The organism is Pyxidicoccus sp. MSG2 (genome assembly GCF_026626705.1).
In the GTDB taxonomy this organism is placed as follows: Bacteria; Myxococcota; Myxococcia; order Myxococcales; family Myxococcaceae; genus Myxococcus.
In genome coordinates, this window is sequence record NZ_JAPNKC010000001.1 from 6916716 (window position 1) to 6932313 (window position 15598).

Genomic DNA, 15598 nt, shown 5'->3' on the forward strand with positions numbered 1-15598 from the left:
GCCAGAGCGGGCGCCCGCGTCACATCCAGCGCAGCGAGAAGCGCCGCGTGCCGCCTCGGGTCGTCACCCTGGCCTCCGTGACAATCTTCCCGAAGCCCATGAGCAGGCCCCGGAAGGTGCCCACGAGGAGCGAGGTGGGCAGGCGCGACTGCGTCTCCAATTCCGCCGCCAGGGGCGTGAAGGACACGGTGCGCGTGGAGTCCGCCGCCGGCAGGTCCCTCACCATGGCGTGCAGGAGCGCGTCGAAGTTGCCGAACACCTTCTCCACCGAGTCGAAGCCCAGGGTGCGCGCCAGCGGCAGCGTGCGCATCGCCGAGCGCTGCGCAATCGCCTCCACCGCCCGGTCCCCCAGCGCCGCCTGCAATTCGCCCGTCATCCGGACGTAGTCCTCCCACGCGTACCAGGTGTCGTCGCGCATGCTGTTGATGCGCTGCTGGTGCTGCGGGAAGCGCGAGGACGCCGCGGTCATCGAGCCGAGGATGGCCTTGAACCAGGCGCCCTGAATCTCACCGGACATGCGAGCCTCCTTCCGCGATGAAGCGGGCGCCGCGACTCCACCAGTGTACACGCGGGCCAGCGGCACACGGGGGCGCGGAGGAGTCCACGCCTCCAGCGCGCGGCGGACCATCCGCCCACGGGCCTTGCGTGAAGCGGGTGACGCTCCAAGCCCGCTGGCACGCCGCATCCGTCACCGGCTGGATGCCGCGCCCGTGCTCCGTCGGACATCCGGACACCTGTCCCGGGTTTCCCTCTACACCGGGAGGCGCACCTGGACGCGGGTGCCGCCGGGCTCGGACAGGACGCGGAGGTCTCCGCCGTGCCGCTCGACGACACGGCGGCAGACGTCCAGCCCCAGGCCCGCCGCGTGCGGCTTCGTGCTGAAGAAGGGCTCGAAGATGCGCGGCATCAGGTCCTTCGGAATGCCCGGTCCATCGTCCGACACCTCCACCACCGCGCGCCCACTCTCGGCCCACGTGCGCAGGCGCAGGTGGCCGCCGCGCTCGCCCAGCGCCTGCAGCGCGTTGAGCACCAATTGCGTCCACACCTCCTCGAGCGCGCCGTCCTCCGCCTTCAGCCGCGGCAGGCTCCGCTCGTACTGGCGCTCCACCGTGACGCGGCCGTCGGACATGCGGTGGCCCAGCACCGACAGCGTCCGCTCCAGGCCCTCGTGCAGGTCCACTTCCTGCGCCGGCATCGGGTCCAGGAAGCTGTAGGCCTTCATCGCCTCCACCAGCGTGGACACGCGCGCCGTGCCGCGCTCCACCTCGGCCAGCAACACGTCACACGTCACCGCGGCCACCAGCCACGCGAGCACGTCACCCAGCAGCCCCTCGCCCACGCGCGTCGACACCGACTCCAGCCACGCCACGTCCAGCCCGGAGGCCACCAGCACGGGCGCCGCCTCCCACGCCTCCGCCACGCCGCGTGCCTCCAGCCAGCTGCCCAGCGCCTCCTCGCGCTCCGCCCGAGCCACGGGCTCCAGCAGCGGGGACGTCCTGCCGCGCTCGGCTGCCTCGCGGGGCAGGGCGAGCAGGGCCCCGCGCTGCGCCGGGGACAGCCCGTGCTCCCCGAGCGCCATGGCCCGCGTCGACACCGCCCGCAGCGTCTCGCGCAGGCGCGCCGCGCTCCGCCGCGACGACGCAGCGGGGTTGTCCAGCTCTCCCGCCACCCCCGCCGCCAGCTGTCCGGCGGACAGCAGCTCCGGTTGCTGCCTGGAGCCCGTCTCGTGGGGCTGCGAGCGCTGCGAGGCCAGTTCCATCAGCCCGCGCATCAGCACCGGCGCCACGCGCAGCAATTCCCAGAAGGTGGCGGTCTCCAGGCGGAACAGGCGCACGTCCGTCACCGCGCGGCCGGTGGTGGGGTGGGGCGAGTTCAGGAAGAGGATGAGCTCGCCGAAGATGTCGCCCGCCTCCAGCGTCGCGGCGTGCACCTCCTGCGCGCCCACACGGCGTGTCCACTCCGTGCGGCCCTCCAGGATGACGGACAGCCCGTCGGCCGGGTCTCCCTGCGCGGCGATGCGCACGCCCGCCGCGAAGTGGAGCTGCCGGCCGTGGTCGGCAATCCACCGGAGCTGCTCGTCGCTGAGCCGGGAGAACAGCGACACCCGGCGCAACGCTGTGACGATGTCCTCGCTTCCCATACGTCCCCGATGCTGCCTTTCCCTGAGAGGGTGTCCATCTCCTGACCACCGGCCGTGTCCGGGCGGCGGGAGGAGCGCCCGGCCGCCCGGTGACTATCGCAGCGGCTGGCGCTCCAGCGCCCGTGCGAAGGCGTCCGTCCGCTGCCCCGCCACGCACACCGGCAGTCCCTCCAGCACGCCGCAGCGGGCACCCTGCTGGAGGAAGGACCCGAGCGCCTCGGCCGAGACCACATAGGCCGTGTCCGCGTCCACGCCGCCTGGAGGCAGCGTTGCGTGGCACTCCCGGGCCAGCTCCGGCGGCGTACGTGACGCGTAGCCGCTGTTGAAGGTGAGTCCCAGTCGATAGGCCGTGTAGCCGAGTGCGTTCACCACCGGCTCGTCATAGCGGCATACCCACTGGATGTGGGGTGGAAAGAGGGCGAGGTGCTGGTAGGCACCGCGCAATTCCGCCCACTCGGGAGCCTGGAGGCGACGGAAGCTCCCGGGCCGGTGCAGCGGGCTGCGCTCCGCGCGCCAGTCATACGCCTGCACCGCGACGGCCAGCACCAGCGCCGCGGTGCCCACCCAGGGACGCGCCCGCCACAGCCGCAGCCACAGCAGCACCGCGCAGGCCACCAGCAGGTAGCTCAGCGGCCACACGAAGCGCCCCGACGAGCGGAACGCCGACGTCAGCCGCGAGAGCGGCGCGTACAGCGCGCCCAGGTCCACCACCTGCCGCCCCATCCACGTCACGCGCCACGACAGCGCGTAGGCGGCCATCAGCAGCACCGTCACCGCCACCGGCACGCCGCGGCGCCAGGGCACGCCGCGCAGCGTGGAGAAGCGGAACACGGTGGCGAGCAGGGACAGGGCGAGCAGCAGCAGCGCGCCGGCCCCGAGGTAGCCGAAGCCCTCGCCCTGCCTCGGCGCCGCGTTCAGCGAGGGCAGGAGCCGCGACCAGCCCATGGGGTTGAACAGCGTGGCCAGGTCCGCGGAGAAGTCACCGAAGCCCTCCGCGCCCAGCCCGCTGCCGCCGAAGTAGCCGAAGAGGGCGAAGACGCCCACGTCCAGCAGGAGGAAGCCCACCGCGGCCGCCACCGCCGCGCCCCACCCGAGCACCCGGCCGAGCGCGAGCCGCACCGTCAGCGCCACCGCGAGCGGCGCGAGCATGGCCACGAGGTACGGGTGCGTGCCCGCGCCCACGGCGTTGAACAGCGCGGCCAGGGCCAGGGCCTTCCCCGCGGCGTGGGCATCCGGAGTGTCGCGCAGGTGCAGCCACAGCATGGCCACCAGCAGCCAGTGCGCGCACAGGGTGGGGTGGCCGAAGCGCGCCGCCATGGGCGGGGCCAGGGCCAGCAGCACGCCGCCCAGCACCTGGTGCGCGGGGCGCGGCGACACCACCGCCACCAGCCGCGCGCCGAAGTACCCCATCAGCACGAAGCACAGCCCCAGCCACGCGCCGGTGTACTGGAAGTCCGCGGGCAGGAGCGCGCTGAAGGGCTTGAGCAGCACCGCCACCAGCGGGTTGCCGTCCGTGAGCGCCACGGAGGTGCCGTAGGGGTAGAGCTGGTTGGGCGAGGACGACAGCGGCAGGCCCCACGGGGCGTTGCGGTAGAAGAGCCAGCCGAAGATGTGGCCCGCCCAGTCCTCGCGCATCATCCAGTCGATGCGCGTGGGCGGCAGCACGTTGCCCCCGCCCAGCCACAGGAACCAGCCCAGCCCGCCGAGGGCGGCCACCCAGGGCGCCCACCGGCTCGCACGGGTGGGGACGGGTGAAGGCGGCGCGAGCGCGGGCGGGGAGGGCTCCATCAACGCCGGCGGACTCGGGTTCGACATGGCGGCCTTGGCACGGGCGGCACTGTAGGGCCGTGCTTCCGGCACGGGCAAGCGCCGTGCGGGCGCGCTGCGCCTACAGGCCGCAGGGCGTGTCGGCGTTGCGCTCGATGATGCGCTCTTCGGACGGGCCGGTGTACACGGCCGTCGCGAGCGACGTGGCCAGGCACCCGGGAAGCTTCGGGTTGTCCACGACTTGAAAGCTCTGGGTCACCCGGACGAGCCCGTCCAGGTCCAGCCGGACGAGTTGGCGATTGTCCTGCACGGTCAGCCTTCCCAGCTCGCGCAGGCCGTTCAGCTGCGCCAGGCTCGTCAGGGCGTTGTTGCTGGACACCCCGAGCTGCTGCAAGCGCAGCAGCTGGCTGAAGCCGGAGAGGTCCTCCAGCAGCGCGTTTCCAGAGAGGCCGAGTCCCCCGCCCAGATGGACGAGACGGGGCATGCCCGTTACGCCCACCAGCTTGTCGTTGCTGTTGATGCTGAAGATGCCGTCCACCGCCTCCAGGGAGGGCATGGGCCCCACCGTCTCCAGCTGGTAGTTCCAGTGGAGCTCGATGTTGCCGGCGTGCACGAGCGCGGGCAGCTCCAGCGTGAGCATGCTGTTGTTGTCGCTCGCCTCGAACCTGCCGCCGATGCGCTCCAGGGCCGACAGCGCCGCGACGCTCAGCAGGGCATCGTTGTCGTTGATGACGACATCCGAGGCAACGGTCTTCAGCTTCTCCAACCCCGCGAGCGAGGTGAGCGCGGCGTTGTTGAAGAGCAGCACACGGCCCCCCACCTTCTCGAGCTCGCCGAAGGCGCCCAGCGACTCCAGGCGAGGGTTTTCCACGATGTCCAGGTCGCCTGACAGCTCCACGAGGTACCGCGGCCCGTCCCCGCCAACGAGCAGCGCATTGCGCGCCACCTTGACGCTCTGGCGCGGGAGCGCGGCCGACAAGCCGAACAGCGTCGTCAGCCGGGCATTGGTGTCCAGCGTCAGGTCCGTGCCAATCCGCAGCACGTGCGCCGGAATGGGACCGGACGGGCCGAGGCCAAGCACCTCGAGGTTGTCGTTATTGGCGATGACGACGGCCTCGCTCACGGAGCGCAGGCCCAGCAGGTTCAGCACGGTGAGTGACGGGTTCCGGGCGATGTTCAGCGAACCCTCCACCGAGACGAGCCCGGGCAGCTCCACCTGCGCGAGGTCCGAGTCGGTGATGTCGAGCCCGCCCTTGATGTGGGAGATGGCCTGGAGCGCCGCGAGGTCCGCCGCGTTCCGCACCTGATAGGTCCCCTCGTAGGTGGCCGTGGGCTGGCACACGTACGCGGTGACGAGCACCTCGTTGGGAGACAGCTTCGCGTCCTCGTTCAGGTCCAGGCCGGCCCCCACCGCGGTGCCTCCCGTGGGGCACCGCACGCCCGCGGGCTCGGGCCGCTGGAGCAGGAACACCGCTTCGGGCGCCAGGCACATGCGCAGGGAGGCCCTCGCCTCCGCGTCGTCGAGCACCCCATCTTCGTCCTCGTCCACGCCAGCCTCGAGGAGCGAGCTGGTCTTCCTGCACCCGGGAGGGGGCACCGCCAGGGGGAGCACCCGCGCGAGCACCGGCGCCGGCTCCATGCAGCCGTACACCTCGCGGGAAATCTCCCCGTCGTCCAGCAGCCCATTGCCGTCCACGTCGCGTCCGGCGTGGGAGACCTGGCCTCCATTCGGGCACTTCTCCCCGGGCGGCAGCTGCCGCGTGCGCACCAGCACGTCCGGGATGGCCGTGGCGCAGACGTATTCGGTGGCCGTCACCTCGCCGTCGTCGAGCTGCCCGTCCGCGTCCGTGTCCGGGCCGGTGTGCACCGCCCTCCCGCCGTGCTCGCAGTGGGGGCCCTCCGGCTCCGGCTGGCTGTAGACGAGCACCGTGGTGCAGGCGTACTCGGTGGTCGTCACCTCGCCGTCGTCGAGCACGCCGTCGTCATCGAGGTCCAGGCCGGAGAGCACCGCCTGCCCGCCGTGCGGGCAGTGCGCGCCCGGAGGCTCCGGGGCGATGCGCGTGCGTGCCGCGTGCGAGGGGACGAGCTCCCCCAGGTCGATGCCGTCACAGCCCGCCACCAGCGCGAGCACCACCAGCCATGTCGAGCGCATCGTCCAGGTCCTTCCCCAGGGCGCGCGGCCCTTCCCACCGTCAGTTGTCGCAGGTGGCCGTGTCGTCGTTGTTGGTGATGCTCCGCTGAGCGGGATTGCCCGTGTACACCGCATCCGCGAGCGCGGTGACCCGGCACGTGGGCAGCTTCGGGTTGTAGGTGACGGAGAACTCCCGCGACACCTTCTGCAGCGCGCCCAGGTCGAACCGGGTCAGGTTCGGGTTCTCCATCAGGTTGAGCTCGGTCACCTCGCGCAGGTCCGCCAGGGCCCCCAGGCTCGTCAGCGCGGCGTTGCGCTGCACCTTCAGGCTCTCCAGGCGCGTCATCCGCGCGAGCGGCGACAGCTCATCTAGCAGCGGGTTGTCGGTGAGGGTCAGCTGCGAGATGTACAGCAGTTGGTCCAGGTTGCGCAGGCCCCGCAGCTTCGGGTTCATGCTGAGCTCGAACTGGAAGTCGACGGAGCGCAGTGCGGGCATGTCGCCCACCCACTCCAGCTGGGGGTTGCGGATGATGACGAACCCGCCCACCCAGGCGAGCCCCGACAGGCCCGCGGTGGTGCGCAGCGCGTCGTTGCCACTGACGCTGAGGCGGCCGGTGAGGGCCTGCAGCGAGGGCATCCCCGACAGGTCCTCGAGCAGGTCATTGTCGCCCACCCACAGCTCCGCGCCGATGGAGGTCAGGTTCGTGCCCGACAGGTTCCGCAGGGAGCTGTTGCCGTAGATCTGCACGCTGCCGCCCACGTGCCGCAGGTTGGGAAAGGGGAGCGCATGCAGCGAGGCATTGTTCGAGACGACGAGGTAGCCCGTGAGCCACTCGACGCTGCCGAAGCCCTCCTGGTCCTGCACGAAGTCCAGCGCGTCGTTCTCCTGCAGGCCCAGGCCCACGCGCGGGATGACATTGCTCAGCCCGGCCAGGCTCGCCAGTCGCGGGTTGGCGCGGATGCTCAGGAATCCCTCCACCCGCAGCTTCGCGCCCCAGGCGCCGCCGAGTACCAAGGTCTCCAGCAGCGGGTGTGAGGACACCTGCGCGTCATGCTCGACGAAGCGCAGGCCCGGCAGCTCCAGGCGCGTCAGGAGGCTGTTGCCATCGACGAGCACCCGGCCCTCGACCACCGACAGTCCCGGGAGCACCACCTCGGTCAGCTGCGTGTCCTGGATGACGAGGTGGCCCTCGATATGGGAGATGCCCTGGAGCGCCGCGAGGTCCGCCGCGGTCTTCACCTCGTAGTTCCCGGCATACCTGCCCAGCGGCTGGCACACGAAGGTCTCCGAGGAGACCTCCAGGCCGACCAGCTCGCCGTCGTGATTCACGTCCTCACCGGCCTGCACCCGCGTGCCGCCGGCGGGGCACCGCGCGCCCGGGCCTTCCTCGAGCAGCTTCACCGCCACCCGGGAGACGTCCAGGCAGAGCGTCATCCGGGCCCGGCTCTCTCCATCGTCCAGCTCGCCATCCTGGTCCGAGTCCAACCCTGCTTCGACCGACGTCATCTTCCCTGCGCAGAGGAAGGGCGGCGGCTCGAAGTCGCGGACGCGGGCGAGCACCATCTCCGGAGACATGCAGCCGTACACCTCGCGGGTGACCTCGCCGTCCTCCAGCTCGCCGTTGCCGTTGGTGTCGTGCCCGGCGCGCGACAGCTGGCCGCCATTCGGGCACTTCTCGCCGGGCTGGACCACCCGCGTGCGCACCAGCACGTCCGGGATGGCCGTGGCGCAGAGGTACTCGGTGGCCGTCACCTCGCCGTCGTCGAGCTGCCCGTCCGTGTCCGTGTCCGGGCCGGTGCGCACCGCCCGCCCGCCGTGCTCGCAGTGGGGGCCCGCCGGCTCCGGCTGGCTGTAGACGAGCACCGTGGCGCAGGCGTACTCGGTGGTCGTCACCTCGCCGTCGTCGAGCACGCCGTCGTCATCGAGGTCCAGGCCGGAGAGCACCGCCTGACCGCCATGCGGGCAGTGCGCGCCCGGAGGCTCCGGGGTGATGCGCGTGCGTGCCGCGTGCGAGGGGACGGGCTCTCGCAGGATGATGCCGTCACAGCCCGCCACCAGCGCGAGCACTACCAGCCACGTCGAGCGCATCGTCCAGGTACTCCCCAGGGCGCGCGGCCCTTCCCACCGTCAGTTGCCACAGGTGGCCGTGTCGTCGTTGTTGGTGATGCGCCGCAGGGATGGGTTGCCCGTGTACACCGCATCCGCGAGCGAGGTGACCCGGCACGTGGGCAGCTTCGGGTTGTGGGTGACGAAGAACTGCTTCGACACCTTCTGCAGCGCGCCCAGGTCGAACCGGGTCAGGTTGTCGTTCTCCATCAGGTTGAGCTCGGCCACCTCGCGCAGGCCCGCCAGCACGCCCAGGCTCGTCAGCCCGGGGCAGCGCTGCACCTTCAGGCTCTCCAGGTACGTGGCCCGCGAGAGCGGCGACAGCTCGGTCAGCAGCGGGTTGTCGACGAGGGTCAGCTGCGAGAAGTACCGCAGGCCATCCAGGTTGCGCAGGCCCCGCAGCTTCGGGTTGAAGCTGAGGTCGAGCTGGAATTCGATGGAGCGCAGGGCGGGCATGTCGCCCACCCACTCCAGCTGGGAGTTCCCGCTGAAGCTGAGCCCACCCACCCGGGCGAGTCCCGGCAGGCCCTCGGTGGTGCGCAGCGAATCGTTGCCGGAGACGATGAGCCGGACGTTGATGGCCTGCAGGTAGTTCATCCCCGACAGGTCCTGGAGCAGGTCATTGTCGGAGATCCACAGGTCCGAGCCGACGAAGTACAGGTGCGTTCCCGACAGGGACCGAAGGGCCTGGTTGCCGACAATCTCCACGGTGCCGCCCACCTGCTGCAGGTTGGGGAAGGGGAGCGCGTGCAGCGAATCGTTGCCGGAGACGCGGAGGGTGTCCGCGAGCGACTGGATGGCGGAGAAGCCCTGCTGGCCGTCGACGAAGTCCAGCGCGTCGTTCTCCTGCAGCTCCAGCCCCAGGCGCGGGGTGACCTGGTCCAGACCGCCCAGGGTCGCCAGTCGCGGATTGGAGCGGATGCGCAGGTACTGCTCCACCCACAGCTGGCCGCTCAAGGCGCTGCCCAGCACCAGCGTCTCCATCAGCGGCTGCGAGGAGACCTCCAGGTCCTGCCCCACGAACCGCAGGCCCGGCAGCTCCAGGCGCGTCAGGAGGCTGTTGCCGGTGACGAGCACCTGCCCCTCCACCACGGACAGTCCCGGGAGCACCACCTCGGTCAGCTGTGTGCCCGAAATGAAGAGGTGGCCCTGGAGATGGGAGATGCCCTGGAGCGCCGCGAGGTCCGCCGCGGTCGTCACCCAATAGTCCCCGACGTACGTGTGCAGCGGCTGGCATACGAGGCGCGCCGCGACGACTTCCAGCTCGTCCAGCTTGCCGTCCCTGTCGGTGTCCTCGCCCGCCACCACCCACGTGCCCCCGGCGGGGCACTGCGCGCCCGCCGGCTCCGTGAACAGCGCCACGACCACCCGGGCGGCGTCCGCGCACAGGTTCATCCCGGTCCGCCGCTCCGCGTCGTCCAGCTCGCCATCCCGGTCCGAGTCCAGCCCTGCTTCCACCGACGTCATCTGCCCGGCGCAATTGAAGGGAGGGGGCTCGGAGTTGCGGACGCGGGCGACCACCGTTGCCGGGGTCATGCAGCCGTACACCTCGCGGGTGACTTCGCCATCCTCCAGCTCGCCGTTGCCGTTGGCGTCGTGCCCGGCGCGCGACAGCTGGCCGCCATGCGGGCACGCGTCTCCGGGCCGCACCTCCTGCGTGCGCACCAGCACGTCCGGGACGGCGGTGGCGCAGAGGTAGTCGGTGGCCGTGACTTCGGCGTCCTCGAGCGCGCCGCTGCCGTCCACGTCCACACCCGTCTGGATTGCCTGCCCGCCCAGCGCGCAGTGGGGCCCCGCCGGCTCGGCCGTCATGCGCGTCAGCGCCGTGGCGCAGACGTACTCGGTGCGCGTCACCTCGCCGTCGTCGAGCACGTCGTTGTCGTTCAGGTCCAGGCCGGACAGCACCGCGCTGCCGCCGTGCGCGCAGTGGACGCCGGGAGGCTCCGCGGCCACCCGGGTGCGCGCCCCGTGCTGCTTCACGACGTCGTCCAGCTGGATGCCGTTGCAGCCGGCCACCAACGCGAGCACCGCCGTCCAGGTCCATCGCATCGGTGCTTCTCCTTGGTGCCCCCGGAACGGCGCCGCCGCCGTGTCCGGAGACGGCGCTCAGTCGCAGGTGGCCGTGGAGTCGTTGCCGCTGATTTGCGGCGCGCCCCCGCCGCCCTTGTACGCAAGCGTCGCGAGCGAGGTGGCCAGGCACGTGGGCAGCTTCGGGTTGTCCACGATGGTGAAGAAGTTGTCCACGCGCTGCAGGGCAGTCAGGTCCAGTCGGGTGAGGTTGAGGTTGTCGACGAGGGTCAGTTGCTCCAGCGAGCGCACGTGTCCCAGGTCCGCCAGGGTCGTCAGGCCGTTGCTGAACTCCACGCCCAGCACGCGCAACGACTCCAGCCGCTCCAGGCCCTTGAGGTGCGTCAGCAGCGGGTTGAAATTGACGAACAGGCTGTCCAGGCTGCGCAGCTGGAAGGTGCCCAGGGAGGTGAGCTTCGCGTTCTCACTGACGCTGAGGGAGCCCACGGACCTCAGCATGGGGAACGCGGCCACCGTCTCCAGCAGGGGGTTGCGGGCCACATGGAGCGACCCCACCCGGTTCAGCGAATCCATCCCCGCCGTGGACAGCATGCCGTCGTTCTCCGACACCGCCAGGCTGCCGGCGACGGACTCGAGGGCGGGCATGCCGCTCAGGTCGGTCAGCGCGGCGTTCCGGGAGATTTCGAGACGGTCGCCGACGTACGTCAGCGTCGCGCACGTCAGGTTCGGCAGCACCTTGTTGGAGGTGATGGTGAAGCTGCCACCCACCCGGAACAGGCTGGCAAAGGGCAGGCCCAGCAGCGCGTCGTTGTCACTGACGACGATGGAGCCCTTGAGCTCACGGACATCATCGAAGGTCCCCGACGTCACCATCGCATCGTTGTCAGAGAGGGTGATGTTGCGACCGGGAACCGCGCTCCTCAGCCCGAACAGCGTGGGGAGGCTGGCATTGGTCTCCACGTTCAGGTCGCCCGCAATCCAGAGCCGGCTGCCCGAACCCAGCTGGTTTCCGAGCTTGAGCGTCCCCATCGCCGAGTTGTTGATGACGAGCACGTCCTCCGCCACGAAGCGCAGGCCGGTCAGCTCCACGCGGGTCAGCGAGCCGTTGTTGGTGATGAGGAGCTGGCCCTCCACGGACTGGAGGCCGGGGAGCACCACCTCGTTGACGACAGAGCTGCTGATGTGGAGGGAGCCCCGGACGCGGCCGATGCCCTGGAGCGCCGCGACGTCCGCCGCGCTCTTCACCTCGAAGGTGCCGTCGAACGTGCGCGCGGGATGGCACACGGTGGTGTTGGCGCCCACCTCCTGGTCCTCGAACGTCCCGTCGCCGTCGTCGTCCGCGCCGACCTCCACGCGAATACCCCCGGCGGCGCACGCGGCGCCGATGGGCTCCGGGCGCTGCCGGACGCGGAGCTGCGGGAGCTCCGTACAGGCGATGACCGAGGCCCGGCGCTCGTCGTCGTCGAGCACGCCGTCGCGGTCCAGGTCCACGCCCGCCTCCACCAACGAGCCCTCGGGGACGCAGGGGGACAGCTGCGAGGGCGCCGGGCTCGCGCGGGTGACGACGGTGTCCGGCTCCGTGCAGCCATACACCTCGCGGGTGACCTCGCCGTCCTCCAGCTCGCTGTTGTCATTGACGTCGTAGCCGGCGCGCGACACCTGGCCGCCCAGGGCGCACCGCTGCCCGGGAGGCACGGCCTGGGCGCGCATCAGCACGCGCGGAATGGCCGTGGCGCAGAGGTACTCGGTGGCCGTGACTTCCGCATCCTCGAGCGTGCCGCTGGCGTCCACGTCCAGGCCCGTCTCCACCGCCCGGCCGCCATTCAGGCAGTGCGTGCCCGCCGGCTCCTCGCGCGTGCGCGTCAGCGCGCTCGGGGGAGCGTCATCACAGTCGTACGTGGTGGTCTTCACCTCGTCGTCGGCCAGCACGTCGTCGTCGTCCAGGTCCAGGCCCGTGAGCACCGCGCTGCCGCCGTGCTCGCAGTGGGGGCCCGCCGGCTCCTCGATGATGAGGGTGAGCGGCTCGTGCTGCCGCACGAGCTGCCCCAGGTCGATGCCGTCACAACCCGCCGACAGTGCGAGCACCACCATCCAGGTCCATCTCATGGCTACGTCTCTCATGGGCCGCCTCGCGCTGCCTTCAGCGCCGCAGCGCCAGCTCCAGGCCGTAGGAGGGGTCCCAGCGGTCATCCCCGTCGAGCGTGACGCGGTCCGAGGACAGCGTGGCCGCCAGCCGCAGCCGCAGCCCCGCCACCTTCGCCGTCACCCCCGCGGCCGCGTGCGTGGTGAGCACCGCCAGGTCGCCCATGCGCACCGAGCCCTTCGTCACGCCCAGCACGCCCCAGCCAGCCCCTGCCTCCAGGAACAGCGGCGTGCGGTACAGCCCCTCGGTGCCCACCAGCCCCTGCACCGTGGCGCGGTGCAGGCGCCAGCCGTCGCGCGCCACCGGCGTCAGCGCGTAGGTGCCGCGCACGCCGTAGTAGAGGAAGGGTGCGAACTCGTTGCGCCACCCCACGCTGGGGCCCATGGCGAAGGTGCTCAACCCCAGCGGGGCCCGCATTGCCGTCAGGCCGAAGTCCCACCCGGTGGTCTTCGGGGAGCGCAGCAGCAGGTGCGGCAGCGAGCCCCCTTCCGCGGGCGGGAAGGCGCGGCCCAGGTCCACCGGCACCAGGCCGGAGGCGGCCACGTATTGCTCGTAGAAGCCCTTGTCCAGGGGCACCGCGAACAGGCCGCGCCGCAGCGCCTCCTCGGCGGGACCACGCTCCTGCAGCTCGCGCGAGGACATGTTCACCACCCCGGTGGACAGCTCCGCCAGGGTGATGCGCGCCTCCGCGTTGGGGGTGCGCACCCAGTACACGTCGCGCTCGGGCAGCCGCAGCAGCACGTACTGGTCTTCCGCGCGGCGCACGTCCGCCAGGCGCCGCCCGTCCGCGTCCTCCACGGAGATGCGCGAGTGCTCGAAGCCGGAGGGCAGGGTGAGGCTCGGGCCCTTCGGGGCCGGGCCCACCAGCGGGCGCCGGGGCTCGGCGATGGGCGCGAAGGCGTGGATGGTGAGCCGTGCCGGCAGGCCCTTCACCGCCTGCAGTGACGCGGAGACGAAGGCGCCCAGCTCGCTGTACTCCACCCGCCCGTCGCCGTTGATGTCCGCCGCGCCCATGAGGCCGGAGCGCGCCACGTGGCTGAAGACGCCGGCGCGGATGCGGGACCACTCGTGCGTCTCGCCGTCGTCGCTCTCCGCGAAGAGGGCGCCCACGGTGGGCCGGGTGGCCAGTTGCTCGCGAGCGAGCATGCCGCGCAATTCCGCCAGCACGGCCGCGTCGGTGCCGCCGCCGCGGCTGCCCACCACGCCCGAGGCGCGGCACGCGTCCACGATGACGTGCACGTAGTCCGCGCCGAGCGGGTCCACCACGTCGGAGTAGAGGCTCGCCTTGTCCAGCCGCCCGCCCGCGAGGGTGAAGTAGGCGCGGCCCGCCTCGTCGGTGTTGCCGTGGCCCACATAGATGACGAGCACGTCCGTCTGTCGTCCCAGCTCGTCGTCGGCCAGGCTGGCCGCGCGCAGCCGGGCCACCTCGCGCTTCACCTCGTCCGGCGTGGGCGGACGGGCTCCGGCCAGCACGGGCCTGCCGCCCGCGCGCGTCGCGGCGTCCGCGTCCACCAACAGCGTCGTCTCCACACCCAGCCGCTGGAGCGTCTCCGCCCACAGCACGCCGTCGTCATCCGCGAAGCGCAGGTCCGGCAGCGACGGGTCATCGCTTCCGTTGTGGGCGATGACCAGCGCTCGGCGCACCACCCCTTCCGCCGAGGCGCCGCGGGCGAGCAGCAGCGCGACAGCCCCGAGGAGCAGTCCCAACTTTCTCATGGACCGTCCTCTACCCTGACCTCCTGCTTGAGCACCACGGACCCTTCGTGCTCCTCCCCACGGAGGGCCGCCAGGGCCGCGGCCGGGCGGTCCGCGAAGGCCGCCGTGACTTCCATCGCGCCCGCCAGCTGGGGCATGGGTACGGTCAGCTCCAGAGGGCCTTCCCTGCCGGGCGTGCCGGACAGCGAGAAGGGGCCCGCCACGACTTCGGCCTTCTTCGGGCCGCGCACCTGCACGGCCACGTGGGTGTAGGGCGCGTTGCCACCGGCGGCGAAGGCCAGCATGGCGCCTGCCCGGCAGCTGTCGCCCGCGTGCAGCTCGCGCATGGGCTGGCCGGCCGTCGCGCAGAAGATGCGAATCGCCACGCCCGGCGGAGGCGTGCCTTCACCGCGCGAGGTGAATTCGCGGGTGTTCGTGGCGGGCGGCGTCAGCACCACCGCCAGGAAGACGGCGGCCAGCGCGCCGCCGAGCACCGCCAGCGAGGGCCAGCGCGACGGAGCCTCCTGGGGCACCGCCGCGGCCAGGGCCGCCGCGAGGCCGGCGTCACCCAGCGCCTGCCGCTCCACGGAGGAGGGCAGGTCCACGTCGCCCTCGAGCGCGCGGTGGGCCCGGGCCCACTGCTCGTACCGGGGACCGCAGCGTGCGCAACCATGAGCATGGCGCAGCAGGCGGGCGGACTCGTGGGAGGACAGCGCTCCCAGCGACCAGCGCGTCAGACTGGCGTCGATGTGTCTTTCGTACCACCTCATGAGGGCATGCTCCCTATCGCGCACAGGGCGAGCGAGGCCAGGAGGACTCCCAGCTCCATCCGCCCGGGCTCGGCCGACGCGTCCAGCCAGCCCGAGGCCTTCAGATGCTCCGTGAACTGCGTCCGCAGCCGCTTCTCGCGCACCCGGACCTCTCCCCGGGTGAGCTGGAGTTGCTCAGCGGCGGATTCCTGCGACAGCCCTTCCACGAAGCGCAATTGCGCCAGCGCGCGCGCCTCTTCCGGCAGTGCGTCCAGGAAGCGGCGCACCAGCGCGCGCACCTCGGTGCCCAGCGCCTCCTCCTCCGGGCTGCGGCTCTCGGTGGGCAGGTGGGTCAGCTCCGGCGCGTCGTCCATGGGGACGGCCTCACGTGCCACGCGCCCCGACGCCCGCATCAGGTCGATGGCCGTCGAGCGCGCCACCGTCAGCAGGAAGCCCAGGTAGGGGCGCACCCCGTCGTAGGCCTGCCGCATGTTGGGGCGGAAGGCGCGCACGAAGGTCTCCTGGTGTGCCGCGTCCAGGTCCAGCGCGGACAGGGCCACCGTCCGCGTCCCCGCCTCCCCCCCCACCGCGAACTTGCGCGAGAGGTAGCGCAGCACCTCCGGCGAGTACGTCCGATAGACCTGGGTGAGCACGGACGCGTCCCCTCGACGGAACGCGTCCAAGACGGACCTGTCGTTTCCTGGCAGCACGGAGTCTCCGTCCCAGGCGAGCCGGCGCGGGCTCCGTGCCCGCGCCGTCCGTCACCCTCACGAAAAGGGATACGGAGCGTGCTCGAAATCTGGGTCGTGCCAGGAACGATAGACGGCCGATTCCTTGA

The 15598-nt window shown here is 71.7% G+C and carries 10 protein-coding genes; all 10 read right to left on the bottom strand.

Going from position 1 to position 15598, the window contains the following annotated elements:
* Positions 1-19: 19 nt before the first annotated feature.
* Positions 20-517, bottom strand: coding sequence for a hypothetical protein (locus tag OV427_RS27280; protein ID WP_267859108.1), 498 nt, complete (start codon positions 515-517; stop codon positions 20-22).
* Between the two features lie 234 nt (positions 518-751).
* Complete coding sequence (locus OV427_RS27285; RefSeq protein ID WP_267859109.1) at positions 752-2140, bottom strand: ATP-binding protein; 1389 nt, start codon at positions 2138-2140, stop codon at positions 752-754.
* 93 nt (positions 2141-2233) lie between these two features.
* Complete coding sequence (locus OV427_RS27290; protein ID WP_267859110.1) at positions 2234-3955, bottom strand: DUF6311 domain-containing protein; 1722 nt, start codon at positions 3953-3955, stop codon at positions 2234-2236.
* Between the two features lie 73 nt (positions 3956-4028).
* A complete protein-coding gene (locus tag OV427_RS27295; protein WP_267859111.1) occupies positions 4029-6059 on the bottom strand; it encodes a DUF7151 family protein in 2031 nt (676 codons plus the stop codon).
* Between the two features lie 40 nt (positions 6060-6099).
* Positions 6100-8127, bottom strand: coding sequence for a DUF7151 family protein (locus OV427_RS27300; RefSeq protein WP_267859112.1), 2028 nt, complete (start codon positions 8125-8127; stop codon positions 6100-6102).
* A 39-nt stretch (positions 8128-8166) separates the two neighbouring features.
* Positions 8167-10194, bottom strand: a complete 2028-nt coding sequence (locus OV427_RS27305; protein WP_267859113.1) for a DUF7151 family protein — start codon at positions 10192-10194, stop codon at positions 8167-8169.
* 57 nt (positions 10195-10251) lie between these two features.
* Positions 10252-12279, bottom strand: coding sequence for a DUF7151 family protein (locus OV427_RS27310; RefSeq protein WP_267859114.1), 2028 nt, complete (start codon positions 12277-12279; stop codon positions 10252-10254).
* Positions 12280-12313: 34 nt separating this feature from the next.
* A complete protein-coding gene (locus OV427_RS27315; protein WP_267859115.1) occupies positions 12314-14032 on the bottom strand; it encodes a caspase family protein in 1719 nt (572 codons plus the stop codon).
* Positions 14029-14781, bottom strand: a complete 753-nt coding sequence (locus OV427_RS27320) for a hypothetical protein (protein WP_267859116.1) — start codon at positions 14779-14781, stop codon at positions 14029-14031. The genes OV427_RS27315 and OV427_RS27320 overlap by 4 nt, the downstream gene beginning before the upstream one ends.
* Positions 14778-15443: an RNA polymerase sigma factor gene (locus tag OV427_RS27325; protein WP_267859117.1), complete on the bottom strand. Its 666-nt coding sequence runs from the start codon at positions 15441-15443 to the stop codon at positions 14778-14780. Before OV427_RS27325 ends, OV427_RS27320 begins: the two co-directional genes overlap by 4 nt.
* Positions 15444-15598: the final 155 nt, after the last annotated feature.

Excerpts from the sequence above, each read along its gene's own strand:
- OV427_RS27280 (WP_267859108.1), bottom strand. The coding sequence starts at position 517 with ATGTCCGGTGAGATTCAGGGCGCCTGGTTCAAGGCCATCCTCGGCTCG.
- OV427_RS27285 (WP_267859109.1), bottom strand. The coding sequence starts at position 2,140 with ATGGGAAGCGAGGACATCGTCACAGCGTTGCGCCGGGTGTCGCTGTTC.
- OV427_RS27290 (WP_267859110.1), bottom strand. The coding sequence starts at position 3,955 with ATGTCGAACCCGAGTCCGCCGGCGTTGATGGAGCCCTCCCCGCCCGCG.
- OV427_RS27295 (WP_267859111.1), bottom strand. The coding sequence starts at position 6,059 with ATGCGCTCGACATGGCTGGTGGTGCTCGCGCTGGTGGCGGGCTGTGAC.
- OV427_RS27300 (WP_267859112.1), bottom strand. The coding sequence starts at position 8,127 with ATGCGCTCGACGTGGCTGGTAGTGCTCGCGCTGGTGGCGGGCTGTGAC.
- OV427_RS27305 (WP_267859113.1), bottom strand. The coding sequence starts at position 10,194 with ATGCGATGGACCTGGACGGCGGTGCTCGCGTTGGTGGCCGGCTGCAAC.
- OV427_RS27310 (WP_267859114.1), bottom strand. The coding sequence starts at position 12,279 with ATGAGATGGACCTGGATGGTGGTGCTCGCACTGTCGGCGGGTTGTGAC.
- OV427_RS27315 (WP_267859115.1), bottom strand. The coding sequence starts at position 14,032 with ATGAGAAAGTTGGGACTGCTCCTCGGGGCTGTCGCGCTGCTGCTCGCC.
- OV427_RS27320 (WP_267859116.1), bottom strand. The coding sequence starts at position 14,781 with ATGAGGTGGTACGAAAGACACATCGACGCCAGTCTGACGCGCTGGTCG.